Annotated in this window: 25 protein-coding genes and 1 tRNA gene; 17 read left to right on the top strand and 9 right to left on the bottom strand. The window is 47.3% G+C overall.

Translation table 11 applies throughout. The annotated features are described in order from the left end of the window. Positions 1 to 96: 96 nt before the first annotated feature. Together ACFW2W_RS01235 and ACFW2W_RS01230 are read right to left on the bottom strand one after the other, a co-directional pair. Complete coding sequence (locus tag ACFW2W_RS01235; RefSeq protein ID WP_378172229.1) at positions 97 to 2460, bottom strand: protein phosphatase 2C domain-containing protein; 2364 nt, start codon at positions 2458 to 2460, stop codon at positions 97 to 99. Between the two features lie 153 nt (positions 2461 to 2613). Beyond that, positions 2614 to 2853, bottom strand: a complete 240-nt coding sequence (locus ACFW2W_RS01230; protein WP_378172227.1) for a DUF6737 family protein — start codon at positions 2851 to 2853, stop codon at positions 2614 to 2616. Between the two features lie 354 nt (positions 2854 to 3207). On the opposite strand from ACFW2W_RS01230, the gene ACFW2W_RS01225 reads away from it, so the two are divergent. Together ACFW2W_RS01225 and ACFW2W_RS01220 are read left to right on the top strand one after the other, a co-directional pair. After that, entirely contained in the window at positions 3208 to 3555 is a 348-nt protein-coding gene (locus ACFW2W_RS01225; RefSeq protein ID WP_378172225.1) for a hypothetical protein, read from the top strand. 85 nt (positions 3556 to 3640) lie between these two features. Then, positions 3641 to 3913, top strand: a complete 273-nt coding sequence (locus tag ACFW2W_RS01220) for a hypothetical protein (RefSeq protein ID WP_378172222.1) — start codon at positions 3641 to 3643, stop codon at positions 3911 to 3913. Between the two features lie 73 nt (positions 3914 to 3986). Here ACFW2W_RS01220 and ACFW2W_RS01215 read toward each other — a convergent pair whose 3' ends face one another. Both ACFW2W_RS01215 and ACFW2W_RS01210 read right to left on the bottom strand, forming a co-directional pair. Next, a complete protein-coding gene (locus ACFW2W_RS01215; RefSeq protein ID WP_378172286.1) occupies positions 3987 to 4331 on the bottom strand; it encodes an NAD(P)H-quinone oxidoreductase subunit M in 345 nt (114 codons plus the stop codon). Between the two features lie 136 nt (positions 4332 to 4467). After that, positions 4468 to 5013, bottom strand: coding sequence for a 3-isopropylmalate dehydratase (locus tag ACFW2W_RS01210; RefSeq protein ID WP_378172220.1), 546 nt, complete (start codon positions 5011 to 5013; stop codon positions 4468 to 4470). A gap of 386 nt (positions 5014 to 5399) precedes the next feature. Between ACFW2W_RS01210 and ACFW2W_RS01205 the strand changes: the two genes are divergently transcribed. The 4 genes from ACFW2W_RS01205 (at position 5400) to ACFW2W_RS01190 (ending at position 11222) form a co-directional block, all read left to right on the top strand. Continuing rightward, positions 5400 to 6299 (top strand): hypothetical protein, encoded by a 900-nt coding sequence (locus ACFW2W_RS01205; RefSeq protein WP_378172217.1) that lies wholly within the window; start codon positions 5400 to 5402, stop codon positions 6297 to 6299. A 306-nt stretch (positions 6300 to 6605) separates the two neighbouring features. Further along, on the top strand, positions 6606 to 6866 hold the full coding sequence (locus ACFW2W_RS01200) for a hypothetical protein (RefSeq protein WP_378172214.1): 261 nt from the start codon (positions 6606 to 6608) through the stop codon (positions 6864 to 6866). A 220-nt stretch (positions 6867 to 7086) separates the two neighbouring features. Further along, positions 7087 to 9318, top strand: coding sequence for a GAF domain-containing protein (locus ACFW2W_RS01195; protein ID WP_378172211.1), 2232 nt, complete (start codon positions 7087 to 7089; stop codon positions 9316 to 9318). Positions 9319 to 9539: 221 nt separating this feature from the next. Further along, on the top strand, positions 9540 to 11222 hold the full coding sequence (locus ACFW2W_RS01190; RefSeq protein WP_378172208.1) for an ABC1 kinase family protein: 1683 nt from the start codon (positions 9540 to 9542) through the stop codon (positions 11220 to 11222). A gap of 98 nt (positions 11223 to 11320) precedes the next feature. Here the strand turns inward: ACFW2W_RS01190 and ACFW2W_RS01185 are convergent. Further along, a tRNA-Glu gene (locus ACFW2W_RS01185) sits at positions 11321 to 11393 on the bottom strand. Between the two features lie 217 nt (positions 11394 to 11610). On the opposite strand from ACFW2W_RS01185, the gene ACFW2W_RS01180 reads away from it, so the two are divergent. After that, the gene (locus tag ACFW2W_RS01180; protein ID WP_378172205.1) at positions 11611 to 12102 is read left to right on the top strand and encodes a hypothetical protein; all 492 of its coding nucleotides are present in this window, start codon (positions 11611 to 11613) and stop codon (positions 12100 to 12102) included. A gap of 59 nt (positions 12103 to 12161) precedes the next feature. Here ACFW2W_RS01180 and ACFW2W_RS01175 read toward each other — a convergent pair whose 3' ends face one another. Beyond that, positions 12162 to 13844, bottom strand: coding sequence for an iron uptake porin (locus ACFW2W_RS01175; protein WP_378172284.1), 1683 nt, complete (start codon positions 13842 to 13844; stop codon positions 12162 to 12164). Positions 13845 to 13862: 18 nt separating this feature from the next. Continuing rightward, positions 13863 to 14045: a hypothetical protein gene (locus ACFW2W_RS01170; RefSeq protein WP_378172202.1), complete on the bottom strand. Its 183-nt coding sequence runs from the start codon at positions 14043 to 14045 to the stop codon at positions 13863 to 13865. 15 nt (positions 14046 to 14060) lie between these two features. On the opposite strand from ACFW2W_RS01170, the gene ACFW2W_RS01165 reads away from it, so the two are divergent. The 5 genes from ACFW2W_RS01165 (at position 14061) to ACFW2W_RS01145 (ending at position 19196) form a co-directional block, all read left to right on the top strand. Further along, a complete protein-coding gene (locus tag ACFW2W_RS01165; protein WP_378172200.1) occupies positions 14061 to 15035 on the top strand; it encodes an aldo/keto reductase in 975 nt (324 codons plus the stop codon). A gap of 323 nt (positions 15036 to 15358) precedes the next feature. Further along, the gene (locus ACFW2W_RS01160; protein ID WP_378172197.1) at positions 15359 to 16396 is read left to right on the top strand and encodes a multicopper oxidase domain-containing protein; all 1038 of its coding nucleotides are present in this window, start codon (positions 15359 to 15361) and stop codon (positions 16394 to 16396) included. 97 nt (positions 16397 to 16493) lie between these two features. Next, positions 16494 to 17522: a ComEA family DNA-binding protein gene (locus tag ACFW2W_RS01155; protein ID WP_378172281.1), complete on the top strand. Its 1029-nt coding sequence runs from the start codon at positions 16494 to 16496 to the stop codon at positions 17520 to 17522. A 23-nt stretch (positions 17523 to 17545) separates the two neighbouring features. Further along, complete coding sequence (locus ACFW2W_RS01150; protein WP_378172194.1) at positions 17546 to 17980, top strand: bacterioferritin; 435 nt, start codon at positions 17546 to 17548, stop codon at positions 17978 to 17980. 247 nt (positions 17981 to 18227) lie between these two features. Beyond that, positions 18228 to 19196 carry an FTR1 family protein gene (locus tag ACFW2W_RS01145; RefSeq protein WP_378172191.1) on the top strand — a complete coding sequence of 323 codons (969 nt, stop codon included), beginning with the start codon at positions 18228 to 18230 and terminating at the stop codon, positions 19194 to 19196. Between the two features lie 320 nt (positions 19197 to 19516). On the opposite strand, the gene ACFW2W_RS01140 is transcribed toward ACFW2W_RS01145, so the two are convergent. Beyond that, positions 19517 to 19816: a 30S ribosomal protein PSRP-3 gene (locus ACFW2W_RS01140; protein ID WP_378172188.1), complete on the bottom strand. Its 300-nt coding sequence runs from the start codon at positions 19814 to 19816 to the stop codon at positions 19517 to 19519. Positions 19817 to 19943: 127 nt separating this feature from the next. On the opposite strand from ACFW2W_RS01140, the gene ACFW2W_RS01135 reads away from it, so the two are divergent. The 4 genes from ACFW2W_RS01135 to ACFW2W_RS01120 all read left to right on the top strand — a co-directional run bounded on the left by ACFW2W_RS01135 (position 19944) and on the right by ACFW2W_RS01120 (position 22748). Then, positions 19944 to 20744 carry a TIGR01548 family HAD-type hydrolase gene (locus ACFW2W_RS01135; protein WP_378172185.1) on the top strand — a complete coding sequence of 267 codons (801 nt, stop codon included), beginning with the start codon at positions 19944 to 19946 and terminating at the stop codon, positions 20742 to 20744. 160 nt (positions 20745 to 20904) lie between these two features. Continuing rightward, entirely contained in the window at positions 20905 to 21378 is a 474-nt protein-coding gene (locus ACFW2W_RS01130; RefSeq protein ID WP_378172182.1) for a peptidoglycan-binding protein, read from the top strand. Positions 21379 to 21403: 25 nt separating this feature from the next. Next, the gene (locus ACFW2W_RS01125; protein ID WP_378172180.1) at positions 21404 to 21556 is read left to right on the top strand and encodes a hypothetical protein; all 153 of its coding nucleotides are present in this window, start codon (positions 21404 to 21406) and stop codon (positions 21554 to 21556) included. 148 nt (positions 21557 to 21704) lie between these two features. Then, positions 21705 to 22748 (top strand): WD40 repeat domain-containing protein, encoded by a 1044-nt coding sequence (locus ACFW2W_RS01120; protein WP_378172177.1) that lies wholly within the window; start codon positions 21705 to 21707, stop codon positions 22746 to 22748. Between the two features lie 737 nt (positions 22749 to 23485). Here ACFW2W_RS01120 and ACFW2W_RS01115 read toward each other — a convergent pair. Then, positions 23486 to 23791, bottom strand: coding sequence for an RNA recognition motif domain-containing protein (locus ACFW2W_RS01115; protein WP_378172174.1), 306 nt, complete (start codon positions 23789 to 23791; stop codon positions 23486 to 23488). Between the two features lie 393 nt (positions 23792 to 24184). Between ACFW2W_RS01115 and ACFW2W_RS01110 the strand changes: the two genes are divergently transcribed. Further along, positions 24185 to 25249 carry a WD40 repeat domain-containing protein gene (locus tag ACFW2W_RS01110; RefSeq protein WP_378172171.1) on the top strand — a complete coding sequence of 355 codons (1065 nt, stop codon included), beginning with the start codon at positions 24185 to 24187 and terminating at the stop codon, positions 25247 to 25249. Positions 25250 to 25310: the final 61 nt, after the last annotated feature.

Raw genomic sequence — 25310 nt, 5'->3', positions numbered from 1 at the left:
ACCAATTGGCTAATGACTCCCGACTAGCGACTACCCAAGAACACCTAACCCTGACAAAAACCCAAGTCCTAACAATTAAAGGCTAGCAACTAATGGCTATTTAGAGGGCGACGATGTGACGATAGGTGTTGTCGCGTTAGTCCCAATCGCACATTCGCCCAAGTTAGCCGATGTTGGCGTGAAATTTGGGTTAGTTACAGGTAAAATGTCAGATTCCCGAATCCATCCAATTTCTCCTTGTTTTACCGGGCGGTGGGTCACTTCGGGGGCGGTTTTTGGTTTTGGGGTGCCAGAATTAACTTTTTCAGGGGGAAGCTGCGGATTAGACGTACCGAGCGTTGAGCAAACTTTCACCTGTAGCCAGCTCTCAGAGTCTTGATTTCGTTGGATGGAGCTGATTTGCAAAATACTCCCATCTGAAACTAAGCCGACCACAGATTGATTTTGGGGTGCCTTGGCACCGGGTCGCAGCAAAACAGGAGCCTCTTTGCCCTGAGAGTTCTTGGTTGTGGAACGGGTGGTTTGGAACACCAAGCCAGCCTCTAAGGGAACAGAGGTGGAAGGAGTCACGACGGGTTCTGCCGATGGAGATGAACTGACTGCGGGTGGTGCAGGACTGGGACTGGAGCGGGGTGCCAGTCCAATGAGAGGATTGACCCAGTTCTGGATTTCTGGAATGAACCAATAAGCGATCGCTCCGCTGACACCTGTTAACAGAAGCAGCGCCAAAAGGAGCGGCAAAGGACTCCTAGTAGTAGACTGCGGTGAGATGATCTTGGTTTTGATTCTGGAAGCAGACGCAGATTGGGAGCGCACCGGAGCCGCTGGAGCCGGAGTTGGTGCTAAGGGTGGGATGGCTCCCATCTGTAGCGCTGTGACCTGTTGCCCAGTTTGTGCTGATGCCACTTGGCAGTAAACCAGGGCTACCGTAACGTTGTCGTGCCCGTTTTTGGTGTTACCAATCTCCATCAGCCGCGTTCCGGCTGTTGCCAAATCAATCTGACCTTCTAGAATCGGCAGAATCTCTGTTTCCCAGTATTGCTCTACTCGGTCATTGTCACTCAGACCATCCGAACAGAGAAGAAAAACACCATCTTCATCTAGAACAAAGCGCTGTACGCAGGGATGCAGGGTTGCGGATGAACTCATGCCCAACGCCTGAACGAGAGAGCCAGCGCCGGATTGTTCCACGGCATCCCGGTATAGGGCGTATCCCAGCCGCACCTCCCGCGAAGCAATATCATCATCTAGGGTGATCTGCCGACAACTCGTGCGCGTAATCCAGTAAGCTCGACTATCTCCTACATGGGTGATGTACATTTCATGAGCGTGGGCTAATGCCATCACCAATGTGGTACCCATGCGTTGCCGATCAAGCCGCTGTTCCGTGTCGTTACGCTGGCTGATGACATCATTGGCAGCACAAGCAAAGTTTTCCAATTCTAGAGTGAGAGTGGTCGGATTTAAAGGATTGCCTGGGTTCGCCAGCAGACTCTGTACTCGCTCTTGGATGGTGGCAATTGCCAGATTAGAGGCTACCTCGCCGCCTTCGTGTCCCCCAATGCCGTCGCAGACTATCGCTAAGGGGGGGGAGGAACGATCGGTACTGCTGGGACTGGGGGGATAGCAGGCATCCTCATTTTGCTGACGAGTTGGCCCTTTGTCGCTGCGGGTGACAATTTGATAGGTGTAAGATTGCGATCGCCCGATGGTTGCCATTGCCTCATCCAACAGCGTCACCACCTGTGCCGTCTGCACAGCCCCTTCGTTGAGCTGCTGACAAACTTGTTCCAAAAATTGCCCAATGGTTGGGTGTGAAGAGGCGACCCATTTAGACCAAAGTTGACCTAGGTTTTGCAGTGTTACTGGGGAGTTTTGATCCGCCTGCAATATCAATAACCGCAAGATGGAACCTTCTACTCGCAGCAGCGCTGGTGTCAACAAACTCGATCCTACATGATTGATTTGCAAGGGTTCCCACAAATTCGCCATTTGCCATAGCCAAGTCAGCTGGCGCATTGCTGAGGCATTTTTCCAGACGCTAGTTAATTCGGGCATGAGGGTGCCTTCCCCGTTACCGCAGATGTAAATCGGTACCTGCTCTAGCAGCCAAGTTTCGGCGTTGGGCTGTTTTTCTGTTGGCGTCAGATGTCCGTACAGTTGAGGAATGTGCAGCTGATAAGGAGACAGCTTGAGATACGGCATCAGGCTGTTGGGGATCTCCGGCAGTGTTTCCGGGGACAAAGCCGGTTTGGTATCTAGAATGATGCGATCGCTTTTAAGCAAATATCGCTCGGCAATCAGATCCCCAGCTTGATAAGCTTCTATCCCTTCACCTACTGCCCACAAGTACCGTTTGGGCAGCGGCGTGCGGCATTTCTGACAAAAGTTATGGCTCTGGGGATTAGGAGCCTGACAATTGAGATTCGAGCAGTAAAGCGTTGCCGCAGAATTGTTCATGAAGGTTATGCGCTCCCATCAGCCTGTTGTGATTTGACTTGCTGTTACCAGAAGCTACTGAGAAATGTAGCCTTTTCTCAATTCGCCAAATCTGAGCGTTAATCTGGATTGTAGCCTCTGACACTCAATAAATTTGCGATCTGTCAATGAAACTCATTCTTCACTTACAGAATTTTGTGTTTGTTGATAATGACGCCGCATTAGTCGAGGCCACAGTAACAAAAAATATGACATCCAGACAAGAACGGGAATCGAGACGCCAGCCGTTATCCAGATCGTTTTGGTTAGTGTCCAAGATGCACTGATGACGGTAATACTCGTCAGCAAAATAGACCAAGGCTGACACCACCAAGGTTTATATGTCCAAGGGCTTTCGGGGTCTTTTTTATACACTAGAGGTAAAAAATAATCAAGTTTCTATTTCCAGAGTTTAGCGGTTAAGGGTCTTATCCTGCGAAAGAAAATTGACACTTCGCGTTAAATTTGAATCAGACTAGGCGATGCTTCTTTCAAACGTTGGGTAAAATCACTCCGGCTACCAAACTTCAACTGGGATTTAACCCCTCCTGCAACTCCTCACAAATGAGGAGCGAAATTATCCCCTTCCTTGGTAGAGAAGGGGATTGGAGGGTTCAATTTGTTGTCCTACTGTGATCCGCATTGTGCCTTTTGCAGGTTCTCAGGTTTCGCCAATAAAGGATTGTTGTTCCAGTAAGCTCATCTGTACTGCCGCTTTTCCCAATTGCCATGCCCAAGTCCGAAGCTTATACTGCCGTAGATCCACCATTCGCAGAGCTTAACTCACCTGCTTGTGCAGAAATTAAACAATTAATTGACTCTTTAGAGGAGTCTCACCGCCTGCGTTCCAAGATGGTGAATCTGGAAACTTGGGCGCTGGCTGAAACGATGGATCATTTTCTTCCAGGGTTTTGGAACCGCTTTTTAGAAAATCGCCGCACTGCTGTTCAGCAATTTTTGGAGCAGAAACGAGCTGCAAAGTCCCAAGTTGCTGCGAATGCTCAGTCTTCGGGGGGTAGCATCGGCAACCCAATTCAGCCCAATCCCTCGTCCGTGCAGAAACGGACAGAGAGTTGACTTACACCCACAGAAAGAGGCGATCGCGCACCCATTTCTCTAATCTAATATTAGTAACATTAAGATTCAAATCTTTAGGAGTTATATGGAAAACCCACCCAAAGATACAAAAAATAGAACTACCAATCCGGGCGACAGGATTTCCGATGAACCTCAAAGCGTTGAAGAAAAAGGCGAGCAAATTGCTGTAGATGCGCCAGACATTACCGGCGATCATATCGTTGTTCCAACTTACTTTGAAGTGGAAGAACCGGACGGAGAAAAGAAGGCGCTACACCATGTTAAAGATGCCGAAGAAATCTCTGATGTGATTCGCCAAGCTCGCGTCGATGAAAATGGAAATCGGATTTGGCGGTAAATTATCTCCAGTGATTAGTTGTTAGAAAGTTTTCTGCTGGTTAAACAAAACTTTTCTAACAACTAAAACTCAATTACTCAGCCGATTGAGTGCTAACCTGAGGCACTCCCATGCTGTAATTGAGAACGCGGCTGCTCAGGTTGTAACTAATTTGCCCATGCTGTAGCAGACTTCTCAGAAAATGTTCCAATTCGGAACCGATACGGCGCAGGTTGTATTCTGTTAAATCTGCACCGTTGTATGCTTCAACCATTTCATCGAATTTGCCATAAACCTGTTGTAGAGTGTCTTCGCTCCAGTTAAACTCATTATCGGGATCTACATCCAGGGTTAATACATTGTCACTCTCGACGAGTTCGTTGTTCTTCACTTCAGCAGTATAGATGCGGATGTGGCGGGTTGAAGACTTTAGCAGCATAGTAGTAAATAGTTTTTGGCTTACAGACATTAATAACTATTTTAAATAATTGTAAAAGCGATCGCGCTTAAGTTCAAAAGTTTTGAGTGTTGAATGATTTAACTCAAAATTCAACACTCAGTAGATATTGCGATCGCTACCTGGTGGGAATCATTCCCGTTTGACGAGCATAAGCGAAAATTCCTCCCGCATCAATCACTGGCCCTACATCGCCCAAAGGCTGGAGAGAATAAACTTTACCCAAGGTATGGTTAATCAGCTGATTTTGTTCAAAATCAATTGAAACTTCCTGTCCCGTTTCAAATTCATCGCACAACCGCTCAACTGATTCCCAAGGGTAAAGTTCCCCAGTAGCAGCACAATTGCGGAAAAAGATCCGGGCATAAGACTGAGCCACCACTGCTTTAACGCCGCTAGCACCCAAAGCAATCGGTGCGTGTTCCCGTGAAGAACCGCAGCCAAAGTTTTCCCCAGCAATAATGATGGGATACTGAGTCTTGATTTCTCCAGAAGCCACAAACTTTCCATAACGATCTGGCAATCCAATCAAGGCATAACTGCCCAATTTTTCGTACTCGTCAGGCTTGGAGGGAACCAGAGTCAGGTATTCAGCTGGGATAATTTGATCGGTATCGATGTTGTCATCCAAAACAAAAATTGCGCCGCGAATCAATGCGCCCATGATTCAGTTCCCGGTTTTTCCAATCTTCTGTTTAGCTATTTTACTTTATCATTCAAGAGCGCGACTCGCTGCGCCGCGACAGATAGCATCTAGCAATGGGAGGTAATTGCCTGCCTCTGAATCTCCTTAATAAAGCTTCGTTAGCGAAGATCCCGATAAATTCCCGATAAATGTAGAAAAATTATTTTCTGGTGGGGTGGGCATCTTGCCGCTGCAAGGCTCTTGGCAGTCGTCTGCGCTGCCCCATGAAATGTAAAAGCGAAAAAGGAGCGATCGCTTGTTTCTGGTCAATTATACTACTCTGACAGAGTCTCTTAAACAAAAAGACTGATACTCTTAAATAAAAAAAGTCAGGTTGAACTACCGGCATCATTTACTCAAACAAAATGGTTGATCCGATGGATGATATCGCTTCACAAGCTCGCCAGGGGAGCGTCGCGGCGATTATTCAAATACTCAATGACAAGCTGGCAGAGGCTGGTGTCAGAACCAGAGCCATTTTTGCCGATGGCGTCTTGCAGCTTTTGTGTGAAGCAGCTACGCCAGATCAACTCGAACAATCCACCCTGGTACAGCGAATTCGGCAGATTCTGGAATCAATTTCACCGCGAAATATTCGTCGCGTCAACATCAACAGTCGGATTGTCCGCGAACAACAATTACTTTGGCTAGAAGAAATTTATCGAGATCCAGAGAGTCAGTTACTTTGGGCTGAAGAAATTACCCTCGCCAAGCCGAATCTTTTCCAACGCTTAGGAGAGGATTTAAAGGAGCGGAAACCTGCAAAAAAAAGTCAGCTACCTTTTCCCCAACCTTCCTCCCGATTGGTAGGGGAAAAACGCCAATTTTGGCGTGGTATTGTGGGTGGTGCTAGCTTATCGTTACTTTTACTGCTGGTAGGCTGGGCGCTTTATGATTGGCTAAGACCATTGATTCCATTTACGATTACTCGGACGCCAGCTTCTGCGCCAGACTCTCCCCCACAGGCGACAGCGCCAGTAACCTCTCCAACACCTGTGGCATCTAGCACCCAAACAACTGTATTTCCTTCGTCAGATCCTTTTGCAGACGCTGTGCGACTTGCGGAACAAACGTCAATTTCTGGGAGAAATGCTCAGACTTCTGCTCAGTGGTTGGATTTGGCGGCTAAATGGCAACAAGCTTCCGATTTAATGGCTGCTGTACCACCTACTGATAGTCGTTACGGAACTGCTCAGGATCGGGTGGAATCTTATCGGAAAAAGAGTGAAATTGCCCAGCAGGAGGCAAAAAGAAGGCGTTCTTAGCCGCCAAGCCGGAAATTGAAGCGCCTACGGAGGAAGGGAACACAAGAAGATATGTCGCTTTGATTTAAACCAAGCCTGCCGATTCGGGTTTTATTTGATCTCGATCAAATTCGTTGATGCATATTTTAGTAGATATTTCAGTGAATTTAATCACAAATGCCCTAACTGGAAATCACAAGAATCGGGATGTATATATCATAAAGTCATTGCCGACCAGGTTATTTAGGCTGAAAAATTAGCGTCACCTGATAGCAACTGGATAAGTCGGATACTGACTTGCGGAGCAAGTCGTCTAGGAGGTGCGCGATGATTCTAATTCGAGAAGTGGTTCAACAAGCTCTCAGTACTGGTTATTTGACAGTGGCAGCAGAAGAGCAGCTTCGGGAGATGCTCCGAGGCAAATATGACTCAGAGGATCTGAAGGCTTTTATGACGCTACAACAAGCTGCAATCTCTGGTCAGGTGACGCAAGAGTCGCGCGTGCTGCTGGAAGAAAAAATGCTGGGGCAGGCTGAGTTGGTGCAACTGTTGCCCACAGAGGTGCTAGTTATCACTTCGGGAAATTAGGCATTTGGATTGGTAGAAATGGAAAAAATTTGGGAACCCTAGTCTATAGAAGAGTGAGGGTAAAATCTGGTTGCCCCAGTCATGGTTGTAAGGGATTGACAGCGGATTGCTCTCGACAAACTGCTAGTTTCTATTGCTACCCTGCCGAAGCCTCTCCCTCTATTGAGCAGAGTGTCTTTTAGACCCTGCCTTGATGTCCTCCTAATGAAGCTCGGCTAAGATGAATGATGCACAAGCGGATATGGATGCAGCCAGTGCGATCGCAAAGCGGATGTCCCACAAGTTGGTCGAGAAGCGGCGCATTAACGTTAGCACGGCTCAGGAAGAGCTGGCGGCTCGCGAAGAGCTGCCAACGTCTGCAACCCTGACGATAGAGCCTCTCACTTCACCGATGCCCAGCCCAGTTGAACCGGGTTTTATAGAGGAATACAAGGGCGCACTCATGCATTACCCCAGCGATCGCTGCACTCAGTTAAGGCAACAGATTACTCAAATCCTTCTGACAAGCTCAGATCCGGAAACGGTATTGCCCAAAATTGCGGATGTGGTGGGAAAGAGTTTGCAGGTAGACGCTTGCTTCATTAAAGCGATCGCTAGCCATCAGGCGACACCGCAGGCTGCTTTTTGGTATGCAGAGGCACTCTCGTGGTCTAATGGAACATCGAACGCGGCTGATGCAGGAACGGTTGAGTTGAAGAGCCTGCGTCCTCTGTCCTCGAAAGTGTGGATGCAAGACAATGCCGTGCTGGAAGAGATCCTGAGCGATCGCCAACCTGTAGCGATTTCGGATACTCAGGCAATTGAAATCGGACGTGCCTTGGAAGATCCGGTACGTGCCGTCATGGGAATTCAAGCCCAATTTCAATCTTCAGCAAATGGGGTGATTGTCGTCGGGCGATCGCAACCAGGCGATTGGACAGATGTTGAACAAGAATTGCTGAAAGCTGTTTCAGACTCAGTTGCGATCGCGATTTCTCAAGTCCAACTCCAGCGACAGGTACGTATCGCCGCCCAATACCAAATCCTGATCAACCAGCTGACGCTGGCAATTCGGGCAGGCAGAGACGTGAATCAGATTCTCCAACTCGCGCTTGCCGGTACAGCGCAAGCTTTCCAAGTTCACCGTGGCTTTATTCTACTGCTGAAATACGTCGATCCCCCGTTGAAAAATCGTTCTTTAAAACGCATTCCTAAAGCGAAAGTCACGGTGGTTTGCGAATCGCCTTCCCAAAGCAACAGCGAACAAGCAGCAACAATTGAAGATACTGAGTCTGTCGTGTCGCCTTCTTGGTTAAACCATTCCTTTGCTCTGTCGGAGTGTCACTGGTGCCAACAAGTCTTCATGCAGTCGCCTGAGCCATTGGCGATCGCGAGTCAAGCGGATCTCGCCACCAGCAACCCAGCAGACACCTCTGCCAGTCAACCCTCCGACCTCTTTAACCCAGAAGCCATGCCTGCTCTGCTGATGGTTCCCCTGGAAAGCCAAGGCATCGTGTTGGGGTTCCTGGTGCTACAGCATCATCAGCCTCGTTCTTGGCAGTCTGAGGAATTAGAGCTAGTAAAATTGGTCAGCGCTCAGGCGAGTACGGCAATCATTCAAACGCAATCATTACGCCAGGTGCAAGCCCTCGTCGAGGAGCGTACCGCCCAGCTGCAAGGCAGTATGGAAATGCAGGCGAAGTTGTACGAAAAAACTCGCCAACAACTCGATCAGTTGCGGCAACTCAATCAAGTGAAGGATGAATTCATCAGCAACCTGAGCCATGAGTTGAAAACACCGCTCACCAAAATGAAGATGGCGATTTGTATGTTACGTCAAGCGGAACTGCCGCTAGAACGTCGTGCTAAGTACCTGGAAATCCTTGATGAGCAATGTACTCAAGAAATTAATTTGATCGCGGATTTATTGGCTCTCCAGGAATTGGAGTCGAAGAAGTCTTCAATTCATCTGCAAAAGGTAGACCTCAAGCAGGTTATTCAAGAGTTGGTTGAGGCGTTTGAGCAGAAATGGGGGGATAAAGGATTAACGCTAGCAGTGGAGTTACCCAAGCGATCGCTAATGCTCCAGACTGACGCGGATAGCCTCAATCGGATACTGCAAGAACTTTTGACTAATGCTGGCAAATATTCTGAGCCAGATTCTACCGTTCATCTGCGTGCCACTCATGAGATTAATCCGCAAGGTAATCAGATTGTTCTTCAATTGAGCAACAATGGTTCTGGCATCTCGCCAACAGAAATGGGGTATATCTTTGATAAATTCCGCCGGGGTGAAGGCATCACCAAACAAGCGATTCAAGGCACTGGGTTGGGCTTAGCTCTGGTAAAGTCTTTAGTACAGCATATAAATGGCGCGATCGCTGTCTCCAGTTGTTCTACTGAAGATACTCATGCTTGCGAAACCTGCTTCACGCTCACCTTGCCTCAGTCTTTTGACAGCATCCAAGTCTGAAGCCAGAAACTAGACAGCCAGACGCCAAATCTGAGCGTTTATAAGCTGTTGCACATTTAACTTGCATATTTTAAAAATAGGGGAAAAGTGGTGAATTCCTCTCCTCGGTCCCTGAAGCAGTTCAAACTGGCTTTCTTGGAGATTGCACGGCTTACTAATTCCTGTAAAGGCTTACCTGCCAAGCGCCCCGATTCTGACTCCTGACTTCATTAAGTGATGATATGCTCGCAAAAGCTCCACTGAAACCCTTACGTTGGCAACGAACTAAATATACTCCCCTGGCTCGTCAATTAGACATTTTTGGAGCGGCAGCAGAGTGGGTGTTTTATTTATGGTGGGATGGCATCTTTAAAAATACTTCTCCTTTACATAAAAAGCGTCGGGCACAGTGGTTAGTTGAAACTTTACTAGATTTAGGTCCGACTTTTATTAAGATTGGGCAGGCATTGTCTACCCGTGCGGATTTGCTACCTCTAGAATATGTAGAGGCGTTAGGGCAACTACAGGATCGGGTTCCGGAATTTAGTGTCCAAGAAGCGATCGCTCTCATTGAATCTGAACTCGGTAATTCAATTCATGCTCTGTATCGGGAGTTCGATCGGTTTCCGATTGCTGCTGCTAGCTTAGGGCAAGTTCATAAAGCACGGCTGCATACGGGTGAAGATGTCGTTGTCAAAGTACAACGTCCGGGATTAGAAAGGTTATTTAAATTAGATTTTCAAGCTCTTGGTAGACTTGTCCGTTTTTCGCGGCGCTACTTACCTTGGACAAGAAAATATGAATTAGAAGCGATTTATAGCGAGTTTTTTAATCTTCTTTATCAAGAAATTGACTATGTTCAAGAAGGCAAAAATGCCGAACGTTTTGCCGCCAATTTCCTCGGCTATCCCCGCGTTATTATTCCTAAAATTTATTGGCGCTACACGACTACCAAAATTTTGACTATAGAATATTTACCAGGAATAAAAGTAAGCGATCGCAAAACTATTGAAGCCTGTGGATTAGATCCAAAGAAAATTAACCAACTGGGGATTTGTTGTTACTTAAAGCAACTCTTGCAAGATGGTTTTTTTCAAGCAGATCCTCATCCCGGAAATATGGCAGTGAGCCAAGATGGCAGCTTAATCTTTTATGATTTTGGCATGATGGCAGAGCTAAAGTCTATTGCCAAAGACCAAATGATTAGGACGTTTTTTGCCGTTTTAAAAAAGGACACAGATGAGGTATTAGATACCTTAATTAGTATGGGTTTAATCGTGCCCGTCGCGGATATGACTCCGGTACGAAGATTATTAACTTTTATCTTAGATAAGTTTACCGAAAAACCTATCGATATCAAAGCTTTTAGTGAAATGAGTACTGAAGTTTATGCCATGTTTGAGCAGCAACCCTTTCGCTTGCCTGCCCAGATGACGTTTATTTTAAAGGCATTAACCACACTCGATGGTATTGCTAGGGCACTCGATCCTGAATACAATCCAGTAGCAGCGGCTCAACCTTTTATTAAAAGTATCACCGTCTCTCAAGCTAAAGGAAATTTAATCGGGGAACTTGCCCGACAAGCCAAAGATTTTATTAATTATAAATTGCGACAACCAAAAGCTTCGGAAATTTTAATCCGGCGCTTAGAAGAACGAATTGAACGGGGAGAGTTACAATTGCGGGTGCGAAACCTGGAAAGCGATCGCATCTTCAAACGGATTAATTTAGCCCTAAAAAGCCTAATTTATGCTTGCTTAACAGGTTTTACCCTGCTGTCGGCTGTAGTGCTGCTGGCACTACCTTCCTATGGTAGTTGGGCGATCGCTATTTTTGGCTTATCAGGTCTATGGTTCTTGGTGTTGCTACGCTCTTTATTCAATCTAGCTCTGAAAGAAAAGATAGACAAACTAGCTGAAAAATAGCCATTAGTTCCTTTACCACCTAGAACGATGAGAATTTACTCCATTCAATTAAAAAGGCAAAAGGCAAGAAAAATTTTTCTTGCCTTTTGCCTTTTTGATACCCCCAGGGGAATTCGAATCCCCGTCGCCTCCGTGAAAGGGAGGTGTCCTAGGCCTCTAGACGATGGGGGCCAGCTCCGTTGCACTTTTATTAAGTTAGCGAATTTAAAAGTTTTTGTCAACACCTGGACGAAAAAAATTTCAGCGGTGAGGAAGACAGGCAATTCGGAGCATTGGGGCAGGGGAAAGCGATCGCTTGGGACGTAATTTTATTCAAAAAGCCCGATCGCTTCAGCCAGAGCTGCTAGAACAATAGTAGTCTTCTATTATTTCTATCTTCTCACATTCCATGCTGACCCATCACCGCAGACCTGTCTGCCTATCACTTGTATCTACTGATATGCCGGTTTGGTCTACCATTGAAACCGCTGCTACCTTGTATCAAAAAGACCAGCAGCGCTTTCATCTGCTGCTCACGGAACCAGAAATCCGGGATTGGGAACGCTCTGATGAAGCCCCCGCTGGTGCTACAGACCAACCGCCAGCAACTCCCCGACTTTTGTGGCTGGAAATTTCCCCTTCTAGGGTGATCATGACCATGCAGGGAAACGGCAAGTTGAGTTATCGCCACCTCTGGGAACGAGGGATTTATGGTCTCAGCCGCTATTGGTTGCATAGCGATTCCTTAGGCACGCATGGACAGGTGCGTCTGCGAAACTTTACCAGAAGTTTGACCCTGGAGGGGCGTCTGTTACCAGAGCATCTGCGGCTGGAATATGAATTATGGTCGGAAAAAGTCCAGATGGGGAGCTATATCCTGAATTTGGAGATTCATCATTAGTAATTAGTCCTTAGTTGCTACTCCCCAACTAAGGACTAATTACTAATTACTTCAGATCCTTAAAAAGTAAACGTTGTGCGGACGGTGCCAATCACAAGATCGTCATTAGCAGCGTTATGATCAGGAGCTGTGAGCCAGATAATCCCCGGTGTTATGGCAATGTTATCCGTCAGCTGGTACTGATAGAACGCTTCTAGGTGCAATGAGGTATCTGAATCCTGAATACCCAACTGGCTAAGGCTATTATCCCGATTTGTCATCTTTGGCTCCATACCAACAATTACACCTGCCAAATTGCCGGTTTTTCCCAAGTCAGGAAATGCCAAAGTTAAAGCCCAGTTCCAGATGTTAGCATCTCCCAGCGCTCTAGCCCTTGCCGCCGTGTAGCCAACCCAACCCCCAACGACAAACCGGGGACTAATTTGAAAGGAGGCTTCTACACCATAGGAATTGCTAACCACTGGAAACCCTAACGGATTTAACCGATTGGTAAGGTTAGCGTCATTGCTGCCAGTTTGCAGGTCATTTTTATAAGCGTGAACATAAGTCAATCCAATGCTGGCGCGATCGCTAGGTTTAAATAATACTTGTGCCAGTGCGCCATAAGAACCATTGAACAATCCACTTCCAGATTCTGGATTCTCAGCGTCACCGGCTAAATAGCCTAAGCTCAGTTCCAGTTTGTCGTTGAAAGCGTGCCGAATGCCAATACCCGCCCCTTCAACCAGGTAGTAGATGGAAGGGCGGGTTCCGAAGCGAGATAAGGCACCACTGCCACCGTCGCCATCCAGGTAAGGGTTGACGGTATTGGTAAAATCTTCTGCGCTGGCGTTGGCGGCAACCACGACTTCTGTATTCTTGCCGACTGGGAACTGGTAAAACAGCTCATCAATCACGATATCACTGCTGGTATCGCCCTTAAAAAATAGGTCGCCTTCTGGGGTGAGGGTACGTTCGGAAAGAGAACCCAATCCTTCAGCTTGCAGTCGAGTTCTCAGGATATCTCGACCTGTAAAGCTAGTTTCTAAGTTTAGGCGCGTCCGATGCCCAAAGATTGCCACGTTATCGATTGGCTTGCCATCAGCATTTTCCCCAGTTGCAACACCTGCAACCCCAAAAATCGCTTCCCCAGCAAGTTTGGTAGTGGTGGAGAATCCAATCAGTTGCAGTTCCGCAGTCCGCGCTGTTAGTTCATCGACTTTCCCGCGCAGCAAGGCGAGTTCTAGCGTATATTCTTCTTTTAAGCGCTCCAAGATCGCTAAGTCTTCTTTGGCAATGGCGTCTGAGTTCGCCACAGGCAGTATCTGGGTAATTCGGTTGAGGGCGAAATTCAGGGCGGCGGCAAATTCATAGCGGCTCAAGGCTCGATTGCCCCGGAAGGTGCCATCGGGATAGCCTGCAATGACCCCATATCGCTCTACTAAAGACCGCAGCGCCTCATAGGCCCAGTCGCCAGGTTGAACATCCTTTAGCTGGGAAACGTTGGTGACTTGGCTCATAGGGTCATCAACAGAGTCTTCCTGCGCCGAGTCTGGCTGAGTGTAGCCATCGATTTGTTCTAAAACGCTGGATGATGACTCAGGCGGATCGTAGACAGGCATGACAACTTCTGGGGTGTCAACAGGAACGGGATTTTCTGGCGTTGTCGGAATTTCAGACGCGATCGCTTTCCCCCCGACAACCAGGATTGCTCCTAAAACTGCTGAGCTTACCCACTGAGAATTCTTGAAGATTTTGCACATCTCTACTCTTGACACCACTTAAGCTTCTCCCACATTGTTCATTGTCAGATGCTTTCTAACATGACGAGAGAGAAGATTTTTTTTATTCCACCCAGAGTGTTCCTGCGTTGAAATTTCAGTAGCGATCGCCCATCCGATAAAACAACCAAACTCATGGCGATCGCAGGCAGGAATCGCTGCTAAAACAAAGAGTAGAAGCACTACCCTAAAATCACCATGACACCGAAAACAACGCGCCGTGCTTTCTTAGCCACTAGCATAGCTGTAGCGGGAGGGATTGTCGGCACTGCGGCGTTGAAACAAAATCAGACGCCAGCGGAGTCATCCCCGCCGGTGACAGCGACCATGCCAGAACGGGAATTGGGAAGCACTGGGGTGCGTCTCCCGATTCTCGGTTTAGGTGGTGCTGGTCAGACACCATTATCCTGGGAAAAAGCGGAAGATAAAGCGATCGCGCTCATTCAAAAAGCCTTAGATTTAGGAATTCGTCACTTTGATACAGGGGCTAGCTATGGCCCTAGCGAAGATTATCTAGGAAAGGTGCTACCTGCACATCGAACTAGGTTGTTCCTGAGCAGTAAGACGGCTATCCGTGACCGAGATGGGGCTTGGCGAGAGTTGGAGCGCAGTCTCAAACGTCTGAATACAGATTACCTTGACCTCTGGCAACTCCATCATGTTTCTTTTGAGCAAGAACTAGACGAAATTTTTGGGCGCGGCGGTGCAATTCATGCTTTGGAAGAGGCAAAACAGCAAAAGCTGGTGCGTTTCGTTGGCATCACCGGGCATCACGAACCGGCAATTATCGCTGAAGGCTTGCGTCGCTATGCCTTTGACACGACACTTATTCCCGTGAATGCCGCCGATAAACACCACCCGCGCCCGTTTATCCCGGCAGTGCTACCAGTGGCGCGTCAGAAAAAGGTGGGCGTCATTGCCATGAAGGTGCCAGCTTATGGGCGTCTATTTAAGCCGGGAGTGTTGGATGGAATGCATCAAGCGTTGGGGTACTCGCTGTCAGTACCAGGGGTGGATTGTGCAGTCATCGCCGCTGAAAATCCAGCACAATTGGAGTCAAATGTCAAGGTAGCGCAGGTATTCCAATTATTTGCTGAGACAGCGATCGCAGAAATTGAGCAACGCACTGCTGCTGCTTGGGAGGATAATACTTTCTTTCGCGCTTGGACTTGATTGTTTTAACTATAAAGGATGCAGAAAATTTTTCTGCGATCGCACTTTAACTGACTCAATGTAATTTGATTTAATCAAATTACCATCGGGAACGCGCCTTACGACTATTACCGAACGTCACCACCTGCATACCGAGAACGCGGAAATAAAATTCGCGCGACGCCTCAATGCTATGCACCGTCAGAACTAGGCGATCAGTGTTATTGACGTTCATATTGATTTAGTTATTGAGAATTATTGACAATAAATTAACTGAGTCTTATACTCTTTGGAGTTATTTGCAAACCTTTCTCAATTGATCGGCGCTAATCGTCGATCATGTCATGCCGAAGAACCCACTACTACTACAAATACTACAAAAAGGAAAACCTTTGAGCCGTCGCCAACTGCTGGCACTAGGATTAGCAGGAGTCGGTGTGACTGGTGCAGCGTTAGCCGGAGGCAATGCTTTGCGCTTCGCTTTCCCAGCCCTCAATAAAAAACAAACGCTCCCCGTGAGAGTGCCACTTGCGAGTGATGCACCAGCCGATCCTAGCGACTTCAACCCAATGGCGGTGTTGCGGGATTTTGATTATGGCACGATTAAGCGGGAAAATGGACGCACAATTCGGGAATTTAGGATTGTAGCGGGGACTTCCACGCTACAGCTCAATAGTGCTGTTTCTTTTAACACCTGGACTTTCAACGAGCGCGTACCGGGACCAACATTACGGGCAAAAGAAGGCGATCGCATTCGCGTTCTTTTTCTCAACCAAGGGGGACATTCCCACTCAATGCACTTTCATGGCTTCCACCGCCCTGAGATGGATGGCGTGCGTCCGGTGCGCCACGGAGCTGCAACGATTTATGAGTTTGATGCAGAACCGTTTGGCGTGCATCTGTACCACTGCCACACGGAGCCGGTGACGCGACATATTAGCAAAGGGCTATACGGAATGTTTATCATTGACCCTCCGGAGGGGCGTCCACCGGCGGATGAGATGGTGCTGATAATGGCTGGCTATGACATCAATGAGGATCGCAAAAATGAACTCTATGCCTTTAATGGTCTGCCGGACTATTACATGATGCACCCGATCCCGATTTACCAGAATCAGCTAATTCGACTGTACATTCTGAACATGATTGAGTTCGATGTAGCGGCGACGTTTCACCTGCACGCCAATATGTTTCAGGTGTATCGCACTGGGCGAACTCTGACTCCCACGGAAGAGACAGATGTCATCACAATGGGTACCGCTGAACGGCATATCCTAGAATTTTCCTTCCGGTATCCGGGGAAATATATGTTTCATCCCCATCAAGACGAGATGGCAGAACACGGTTGTATGGGTCAATTTGAAGCTATCAGCTCCGCTTAGTAGAAACTTTCGCAAAAATTAGTTGATATAGTTTCGCAACTACTAGATAATAGACCCCGGAATCTGAATTAAAAAAATGTCTCAAAACTTCTCAATGATGCCTTCTTTTCGTTTCCTATCTTTTGCCGTGGCGATCGCTGGTTTACTCGCTCTAACCAGCTGCGGTGATGCCTCAACCACCAACAACACATCCCCAGCGGCTATTCCCTCAACCGCAGCTTCTTCCCCTGCAAGTACCACTGAAACGGCTGCTCACAATCACAGTAGTGGTAAGCAAATCAACATTAACACTGCCATTCTCTCCGAGCTAGACAAATTAGAAGCGAAATTAGGTATCCCAGCGCTGTCTAATAAAATTCAAGCAAGTCGTCCCTACGCCAGTCCGGAGGAATTAGTTTCCAAAAAAGTAATTAGCCAGGAACAATATGACCAAGTGAAAGACATGGTCACAATTGAGGATGTAGTGCTAACTGGGGAAGCCAAAGACGTTGACTATATGACCAAGTTGGGCTTGATGAAAGGTCATCTATTGGTTGCTAGAGAACTTCTGGATCAACAAAAACCCGACCAAGCGGAACCTCACATTGGGCATCCTGTAGAAGAAATCTACGTGGATGTAGAAGATCAACTCAAGGAACGTAACGTCAAAGAATTTAAGACAACTTTAATTAGCTTGCAAGATTTGGTGAAGTCCAAACCCAAAGATGCCAGCGTAAAAACGAGTTTCACTCAGTCCACAGAGGCTGTTGACGCAGCAATCCAGACTTTACCGGAAACACAACGCCAGTCTCCGAAATTTGTGCTACAGACGATCAACGGGTTGCTGGATGCGGCGAATGCAGAATATGGAGCCGCGATCGCTAACGGCAAAATCTCCGCCGCGATTGAGTATCAAGACTCGCGGGGGTTTGTTAACTACGCCGACACTTTATATAAAGGGATCGCCGATAAAATGGTTAAAGAAAATCCGGAAGCCCACAAAGCGATCGCAGATAGCATGACCCAGTTGAAAACTGCTTGGCCTACTGCCATTCCCCCGGCTGCACCCGTAAAGACTCCGGAGGAAGTGAACCAGCTAATCAAGACAATTGAGAAAAACGCTCAAACTGCGATCGCGAAAAGTTAACCATCTACTACATTACTGAAAGCATGAAAGAGCTTGACCAAAAAAAGACCATTGACCTGCTGAACACTATCATGGAATTTGAGCTGGCAGGAGTGGTGCGTTATACCCACTATTCCTTGATGGTAATTGGCCCCAATCGGATTCCGATTGTGGAGTTTTTCAAGTTGCAGGCAACTGAGTCCTTAACTCATGCCCAACAAGCGGGAGAAATTCTGACAGGTTTAGAGGGACATCCCAGCCTGCGGATTGCTCCCATTGAGGAAACCTATAAACACTCGGTGCAAGACATTTTGCGGGAAAGCTTTAATCATGAAAAGAAAGCGCTAGACCTATATAAAACCTTGCTAGAAACGGTTGCAGATGCCAGCATTTACTTGGAAGAATTTGCCCGCACGATGATTGGCACCGAAGAAATGCACACCATAGAAATCAAAAAGATGTTGCGCGACTTTAGCTAATGGGTAATGGGTAAGCAGAGCTTTGAGTTTTGAATGTTGAGTTTTGAATTAGAAGAAAGTTCTTATAGAGGTTCTCGGTTATATGAGGTACATTCTCAAAACTGGAAAGCTTGATAATCGTGAATTTTGGCGTACCTCACTCCTGTAATAACCGCTATAACTCAAAACTCAGACGCGATTTATCGCGTCTCTACAACTTTTCCCCAATTCCCAATTCCCAATTCCCTACTACCAATTACCAATTATCATGGATTTTAGTTCTGCGCTACCTACCTTTGCGATCACCCTGCGGGAAGGCGTTGAAGCCGCCCTAGTTGTGGGAATCGTGCTGGCTTGCTTGAAAAAAGCCAAGCAGAGTTCCCTGAACCCTTGGGTTTATGCGGGTGTTGGGGTCGGGCTTGCCGCCAGTGCCGTAGTAGGCGTTCTGTTAGCCTGGATAGCTCAAACCCTCTCGAAATCCAATCAACCGTATGCACCGGTGCTGGAGCCACTTCTGGAGGGTGTATTCAGTGTGATAGCGATCGCAATGCTCAGCTGGATGCTCATCTGGATGACTCAGCAGGCACGATCGATGAAAGCATCAGTCGAAGGAGCCGTCACCTCGGCTCTGAGGCAAAATGGGACTGCCGGTTGGGGGATTTTCAGCCTAATTTTCATTGCGGTTCTGCGGGAAGGTTTTGAAACCGTTCTATTTATCTTTGCCAAATTTCAACAAGGTTTAATTCCAGCTTTGGGTGCCCTAACTGGCTTAGGAGTTGCCGCCGGGATTGGCATTGCTTTGTTCAAGTGGGGGATTCGGATTAATATCCGCCTGTTTTTCCAGGTGATGGGCGTTTTATTGATCCTAGTTGTTGCGGGTTTAGTCGTATCCTCGTTGAGCCATTTTGACACAGCGGTTGCTACCTTAGCTCAGATGGATCGGCAGTCAGAAGCCTTGTGTTTCTATTACGAACGGTTTGCTAAAAATCCCTCCTGTATTTTGGGACCGATGGTTTGGAATACGACCCAAACCTTACCCGATGACAAGTTTCCTGGGCTACTTTTTAGCGCCTTGTTCGGATATACCGATAAGCTCTACGTTGTTCAAGCAATCAGTTACGTGCTGTTTTTGCTTACCATTGGGGGCATTTATTTCCGCAGTATTACCGGACGCACCAGTGTAGCAGCGGCAAATGGTAAATCGGCGCAAAAACCCATTAGCTACCGGCAAGAATAGAGCCGATTGCCAGATTCTAGAGATTGGTATAGTGGTAGTCATAGGAAAACCCGTTCTCTGAGAAGAAAACGGGTTTTCCTATGTTCGGATTGTTTTAGCGACATACCGATTGTCCTACCGCTTCAGGGTGACAGGAACAATACGTCCTATGCAAAAATGAGCGATCGCCAGTTGCTAAGCACGAAAGTCTAGCACTAGAGAAGAAATTGCTACCCTAGGAAGAGTCACATAAAGGTTAGCTTAGCTCTCTTGCTCAACTCCGAAGTGCTTTGGCAGCAGGGACAAAAGCATCAAACTCTCGCAGATGCACGGGATAATTCTTAAGCACTACCCGTGAAGGCGACTTCTGGAAATTTCGCCTGAGCATCAGACATAGAACGGCGTTTGCCTTCCTCTTGCCAGTAGTTAATCACTTCTGTCGCTTTGTTGAGCAACGCGACGCGCTCTAGATCGACAATCCAATGCTTGGCTTCCAACTCATTTTTTAGCTGTTCCCAAGCATCGTTCCGAGGCCAGAAAAAGTAAGATGTCAGAGGGCTGGTGCCTTTGCCTACTACTTGGTCAACTGCTAGTGCTACGTTCTCTTCCAGCCAGAGAACCTTTAAAATAAACCTCGACAATCACACCTCCAGGGAAGCCCCAGGCTTGTTGGATACTCTACAAACGACTATTTTACACCTAGGCGATCGTGGATAGCTATGTGTTTGCTCATCGGATATTTTAATTGGGATTGGGAGGTGCTTTGCAGTGGTTCGAGAATCTAGTTGCCCTTTAGTCGTTTTCGATATTGACGGTGTGGTGCGAGATGTTGGGGGATCTTACCGACGGGCGCTGGCTGATACTGTGGAGCAGTTTACTGAGGGCGCTTACCGACCGACGCCAGAGGAAATTGACCGGCTGAAGTTGGAAGGGATGTGGAATAACGATTGGGAGGCGTCCCAAGAGTTGATATATCGTTACTTTGAAAGCTCTGGACAGAAAAGATCGCAACTGAGCCTTGATTATGACGTTTTGGTTGCTTTTTTTCAATCCCGGTATCGAGGGCCAGATCCGCACCATTGGACGGGTTATATCTGCGATGAACCGCTGCTATTACAGCCGAGCTATCTAGAGCAACTGACGGCGGCTGGGATTCCGTGGGGATTTTTTAGCGGTGCTACCCGTGGATCGGCTAGTTATGTTTTAGAGCAACGCCTGGGTTTAAAGTCGCCGTTGCTAATTGCGATGGAGGATGCTCCTGGTAAACCTGACCCGACAGGGCTGTTTGCGGCGGTGCAAGAGTTGGAAAAAAGATCGCCGATTCACCCCTCAACGCCGATTATTTATGTGGGAGATACGGTTGCCGATATTTACACGATTGAAAAGGCGCGATCGCTCCAGCCTCACCGTCGTTGGATTGCGGTGGGCATTTTGCCACCCCACGTTCAGGAAACCCAGGGACAAAGTGATGCTTATGCAGATGCTCTCAAGGCTGCTGGTGCTGCTGCGATTTTCCGCAATGTGCAGGAGTTGACGCCAGTGCAGATTTTACAACTGGTAAATTCATAAGCATGAGCTAATTGTGTAGCGACGGGCGAGTGGATATTGCCTCATACAAATGGATGAGCGGTTAAGGTGAGTTTAAATACACCTAGCAGGGCGAAGGGGAAGTGGGACTGCCATCAGTAGATTGGAACAGTAGAAACAACACTTCCCAGGAAAATTCATCATGCAATCAACCAATCAATTTGAAGCCATGACTCCTCAAGCCGCTGCTACAAATGCCATTAAAAAGCCAGTTCTGCGTAGAGGTTCCCGCGATCGCGCAGTGGTAGAACTACAACAACTACTCGCTCATTGGGGCTATTATGCCACTCCTTTCGATGATGTGTTTGACCTCCCCGTCGAAAATGCCGTGAAAGCTTTCCAGCACCGCGTCTTTCTAGTAGAAGATGGGATTGTTGGCGCTAAGACGTGGCAAGCTCTTTACTCTGGTGCCCCCGTTGATATGCCAGAACTGAGACTGGGTAGCCGTGGTGAAGCCGTGAAAACCCTTCAGAAAGTCCTACAGTTGATTCCCGATGGTGTTTTCGGATCAAATACGCAGAATGTTGTGAAAAGCTTCCAAAGCTCCCATAATTTGGTAGCAGATGGCGTTGTTGGTTCTCGGACTTGGTTTGAGTTGAGCAAGGTACCTCACTAAGAAGTTGCCGAATCGGGATGTTGTGGTGATACTTTTAACCTCCATCCCTCGCACCGAAGATGGAACTTTCAACCAGCGCGATCGCTCTAGAAGTCCTAGGGCGATTCGCTTACGCGATCGCGCAGCTTCACGCGCTGGTTGTTTGATCGGGAGTCTCAACTGTGCAGAAAATCGATAAATTTCCACTCAGAATGCAGCTTCTGACCGCAGAGAGTGTGCGGAGCGGGTATCGCCATCTATATTAAGAGACGACCCCTAAAATTCTGCAATTACTGCTCATATTTCAGCAGATGTGCAAAGTTTCTTCCCATTCATCTGTTATTTTTATGTTTTCTGCTCAAACTAGGACTTTATTCGGTACGATAGGCGCGATCGCTACAGTCATCGCTACTAGCGTTACAATTCCACCAAGCAACATCAAGGCATACGCGGCCCCAATCGATGCTTCTGTTGCAGTAGCGAACTTAAACGCTTGGGAAAACGCTCAACTAGAACGCACCCTTAGAGGGCATTCTGATTGGGTAAATGCTGTCGCCATCAGCCCCGATGGAACGACTTTAGCCAGTGGCAGTTCTGACAACACGATCAAAATTTGGAATCTTGCCAGCGGACAAGAAATTGGTACCCTTACGGGGCATTTCAAACCAATTTACACAATTGCGTATAGCCCTAATGGGCAGCTTCTCGCCAGTGGCTCTCAAGATAGTACGATCAAAATTTGGAATCTTGCTACAGGTCAAGTAATCCGCACCCTCAGAGGGCATTCTAGCTCAATTGATTCGGTCGTTTTTAGCCCCGACGGACAGTTTATTGCCAGTGGGAGTAAGGACGACACGATCAAGATTTGGAATCTGACCTCCGGCGAGCAAATCTTAAGCCTCACGGGACATTCTAATGGGATTGATGTTGTTGCCTTCACCCCAGATGGGCAGACCCTAGTGAGTGGTTCTGAGGACAAAACGATCAAAGTTTGGAATCTAGCCACAGGTCAGTTAATCCGTACCCTCAAAAAGCATACAAATGCGGTTCATTCCTTGGCAATCACCCCAGATGGACAGACGCTCATAAGTGGGAGTTTTGACAAAACCATCTACCTTTGGGATATGACCACAGGTCGTCTCATGGGTCGCCTTAGAGGGCATTCAGACATGGTTTATGCAGTTGCTATTAGTTCGGATGGGCAGTTTCTCGCCAGTGGTAGCGAGGACAGAACAATTAAAATTTGGAGCCTGAAAACTGGGCAACAAATTACAACCCTCACGGGTGATTCTAGTGCGATTTATTCCCTCTCCATCAGCCCCGATGGACAGACGATTGCAACTGGTAGTTATGACAAAAAGGTCAGAATTTGGCGGACGCAGGGACTTTAAATTGAATCGCACTGAACTTTTGCCCTAAACTAAAGTTTGGGCTAAAAGTTCGCAACCCGTTTCAAGTGAGATATTGCACCATTCTCAGTAAACAAAGTCCGCCTTGAACTCAAGTTCAAGGCTCATAGCTCAAGTCCATTGAAATGGACTGAAATTCTTTCCCAGTCCACGAAACGTGGACTTGAGCTCAGGACTTACGCAAAGCTTATACATACAGCGTTTTGTAGGGGCAATCCCCCTGTGGTTGCCCTCAGATGTGGTGATGTGCGGCGAGTCCTGAGCTATAAGCTGTAGGGTTTAAACCCCTGGAGGGCTATTGCAACTGGTGCAAGATGTGAGTTTCAACGGGTTTAAAGCTTACTCAGTAAGCTTTAGCTTGACATAGCTTCTCGCTGTGAAATTTATTTCCAGGCTCCTGACGTCAGTGCCATTCACTTTAAATCTATATTTTAAAAAGGAATCTACCTCCCAACCTCCTCACCGAAAAGCAGAGAGTGGGGATGGGGTTAAACTGTACTTGTATCCAAAGGAGAACTGCTATAAGTGTCGCTCATTGACGTGCATCTTGAATCGCCAGACTTCAGATACCTGCCTCCAAAGAAAAAGGCTTAAGCATAAATGCTTAAGCCTTTGTAAATTAAATACGAGTAACTGAAACTAATTGTGCTTACAGATTACTCAGCCTTTTTCGTGTCAGCTTTTGCAAACACAAACTAAAAGGGTTTAGCTTCTAAAGCTTAGTAGCGGCGAGAAAAGCTGTTGTTTCCGCGACCACCACCACCACCAGATGGGCCTCTATCTTCTTTGGGCTTCGCCTTGTTAACTTTCAAGTCGCGACCCATCCATTCAGCACCGTCAAGGGCTTCAATGGCAGCTGTTTCTTCAGCTTCTGTACCCATTTCTACAAAGCCAAAGCCGCGTAGACGACCTGTTTCCCGGTCAGTGGGTAGCTGGACGCGCTTTACAGAACCATATTCTGCAAAAACTCCAGTGAGGTCTTCTTGCGTAACTTCGTAGGATAAGTTGCCTACATAAATAGACATAGATTGTCTCCAAAATCAGAGGGGTGTAGAGATTTGAGTTTCGGAGAGAAGCCTGTCAAGTCCAAAAGGAAAACACCTATCAATACTATAAACAAACACTGCAACCGAATTTATTCTCACTTATTAAGATAGCACAACGGATTCCGGAATGGGACGCTTGGCATCTAATTTTTCCAACAATTCTTCAAACTTTGACTGAGCATGGCTTCTAGCGAATTTTCCGGATTGGGAAAAGTCAGGGCGATCGCTTTCGTGGCGGATGCATATTTTGAAAGAATTTGCAATAGAAAGATTACATAAATTTTATAATTTCGGGCACACGGATGAAATCAACAACGTCTCAGTGTAGAGCAACACATTTTTGTGGTGTGCGTTGTTTCCCAATATACTAAAATGACAAATAAGCAAATTTCCGCTAAAGTTTTCACGGCGATCGCAGTGGTGACAACGATTGGCATTTCCGCAATGCCTATGTTCAAAGCAGTATCTCAGCCGCTCACTCCAATCTCCACCTTAACAGCTCAAGCACCCGCCAACACTTGGCAAAATGTGCGACCGATTCGCACCATAGAAGCGCATTCAGGGAGCGTGGGAGCGATCGCTATAAGCGCCAATGGACAGCTAATCGCTAGTGGAAGCGATGATGGCACGATCAAAGTATGGAATCTAAAAACGGGTCAACTAATTCGCGCCCTAACTGGGCATACTGACACCATTTGGGCACTTGCTATTAGTCCTAACGGACAAACCCTCGCCAGCAGTAGTGCGACCAACGATGGATCGCTGAAACTGTGGAATTTAAAAACTGGCAAGGTAATTCGGACTATCAAGCAGGATTGGTACGTTAAATCTCTCGCCTTTAGCCCGGATGGAGAACGCCTTGCCATTGGTAGCTGGAACACGACTGCACGGAACGCAGAGATTGAAGTGTGGAATGCACGCACGGGTAAATTAATCTACAGCTTCCAGGGATCTCCTCAGTCGAATTTAATGGTCGCTTTCAGTCCCGATGGAAAAACTCTCGCCAGTGGGAATGAAGACAGTACGATCCAACTATGGGATCTTAGGGCAGGCAAACCCATTCGCACCCTCAATAATGGAGAAGCTGTCAGAGCGATCGCTTTTGGTCGAGATAGCAAAACCCTTGTCAGCGAGAGTTATAATCAAATCGTCAAAATCTGGAATCTGCAAACCGGCGAACTCATCTCTACACCGATTAAAGATTCAGGCATCGTTTTCGTGAATGCTGTCGCTTTGCATCCGAATGGTCGGATACTTGCAAGTGCCTTAGGCGGATCGGAGGGCACTCTAAACCTGTTTAATTTGCAAACTGGCAATGCAATCAATCCTCTTACAGGGTCTTTTAGCGTCGTCTCCTCACTCGCTTTCACCCCAAACGGTCAGACTCTTGTTAGTGGTAACTTTGACGGAACAATTACCTTCTGGGAACCCCAGTAATTATACTCAGGACTTACGCAATATCACCACATCTGGGGGCAACCACAGGGGAATTGCCCCT

It is taken from the genome of Coleofasciculus sp. H7-2, assembly GCF_042747725.1.
Classification (GTDB): Bacteria; Cyanobacteriota; Cyanobacteriia; order Cyanobacteriales; family FACHB-T130; genus FACHB-T130.
Note: the sequence above shows the minus strand (reverse complement) of the source record. Positions and strands in the feature narration are given on the sequence as shown.

What these genes read in the sequence shown, in the direction of transcription:
- ACFW2W_RS01210 (WP_378172220.1), bottom strand. Translation starts at nt 5,013, where the DNA reads ATGGGCGCATTGATTCGCGGCGCAATTTTTGTTTTGGATGACAACATC.
- ACFW2W_RS01145 (WP_378172191.1), top strand. Translation starts at nt 18,228, where the DNA reads ATGGATTTTAGTTCTGCGCTACCTACCTTTGCGATCACCCTGCGGGAA.
- ACFW2W_RS01160 (WP_378172197.1), top strand. Translation starts at nt 15,359, where the DNA reads ATGCCGAAGAACCCACTACTACTACAAATACTACAAAAAGGAAAACCT.
- ACFW2W_RS01110 (WP_378172171.1), top strand. Translation starts at nt 24,185, where the DNA reads ATGACAAATAAGCAAATTTCCGCTAAAGTTTTCACGGCGATCGCAGTG.
- ACFW2W_RS01130 (WP_378172182.1), top strand. Translation starts at nt 20,905, where the DNA reads ATGCAATCAACCAATCAATTTGAAGCCATGACTCCTCAAGCCGCTGCT.
- ACFW2W_RS01175 (WP_378172284.1), bottom strand. Translation starts at nt 13,844, where the DNA reads ATGTGCAAAATCTTCAAGAATTCTCAGTGGGTAAGCTCAGCAGTTTTA.
- ACFW2W_RS01195 (WP_378172211.1), top strand. Translation starts at nt 7,087, where the DNA reads ATGAATGATGCACAAGCGGATATGGATGCAGCCAGTGCGATCGCAAAG.
- ACFW2W_RS01235 (WP_378172229.1), bottom strand. Translation starts at nt 2,460, where the DNA reads ATGAACAATTCTGCGGCAACGCTTTACTGCTCGAATCTCAATTGTCAG.
- ACFW2W_RS01115 (WP_378172174.1), bottom strand. Translation starts at nt 23,791, where the DNA reads ATGTCTATTTATGTAGGCAACTTATCCTACGAAGTTACGCAAGAAGAC.
- ACFW2W_RS01200 (WP_378172214.1), top strand. Translation starts at nt 6,606, where the DNA reads ATGATTCTAATTCGAGAAGTGGTTCAACAAGCTCTCAGTACTGGTTAT.
- ACFW2W_RS01155 (WP_378172281.1), top strand. Translation starts at nt 16,494, where the DNA reads ATGCCTTCTTTTCGTTTCCTATCTTTTGCCGTGGCGATCGCTGGTTTA.
- ACFW2W_RS01180 (WP_378172205.1), top strand. Translation starts at nt 11,611, where the DNA reads ATGCTGACCCATCACCGCAGACCTGTCTGCCTATCACTTGTATCTACT.
- ACFW2W_RS01190 (WP_378172208.1), top strand. Translation starts at nt 9,540, where the DNA reads ATGCTCGCAAAAGCTCCACTGAAACCCTTACGTTGGCAACGAACTAAA.
- ACFW2W_RS01215 (WP_378172286.1), bottom strand. Translation starts at nt 4,331, where the DNA reads ATGCTGCTAAAGTCTTCAACCCGCCACATCCGCATCTATACTGCTGAA.
- ACFW2W_RS01120 (WP_378172177.1), top strand. Translation starts at nt 21,705, where the DNA reads ATGTTTTCTGCTCAAACTAGGACTTTATTCGGTACGATAGGCGCGATC.
- ACFW2W_RS01150 (WP_378172194.1), top strand. Translation starts at nt 17,546, where the DNA reads ATGAAAGAGCTTGACCAAAAAAAGACCATTGACCTGCTGAACACTATC.
- ACFW2W_RS01220 (WP_378172222.1), top strand. Translation starts at nt 3,641, where the DNA reads ATGGAAAACCCACCCAAAGATACAAAAAATAGAACTACCAATCCGGGC.
- ACFW2W_RS01165 (WP_378172200.1), top strand. Translation starts at nt 14,061, where the DNA reads ATGACACCGAAAACAACGCGCCGTGCTTTCTTAGCCACTAGCATAGCT.
- ACFW2W_RS01225 (WP_378172225.1), top strand. Translation starts at nt 3,208, where the DNA reads ATGCCCAAGTCCGAAGCTTATACTGCCGTAGATCCACCATTCGCAGAG.
- ACFW2W_RS01205 (WP_378172217.1), top strand. Translation starts at nt 5,400, where the DNA reads ATGGTTGATCCGATGGATGATATCGCTTCACAAGCTCGCCAGGGGAGC.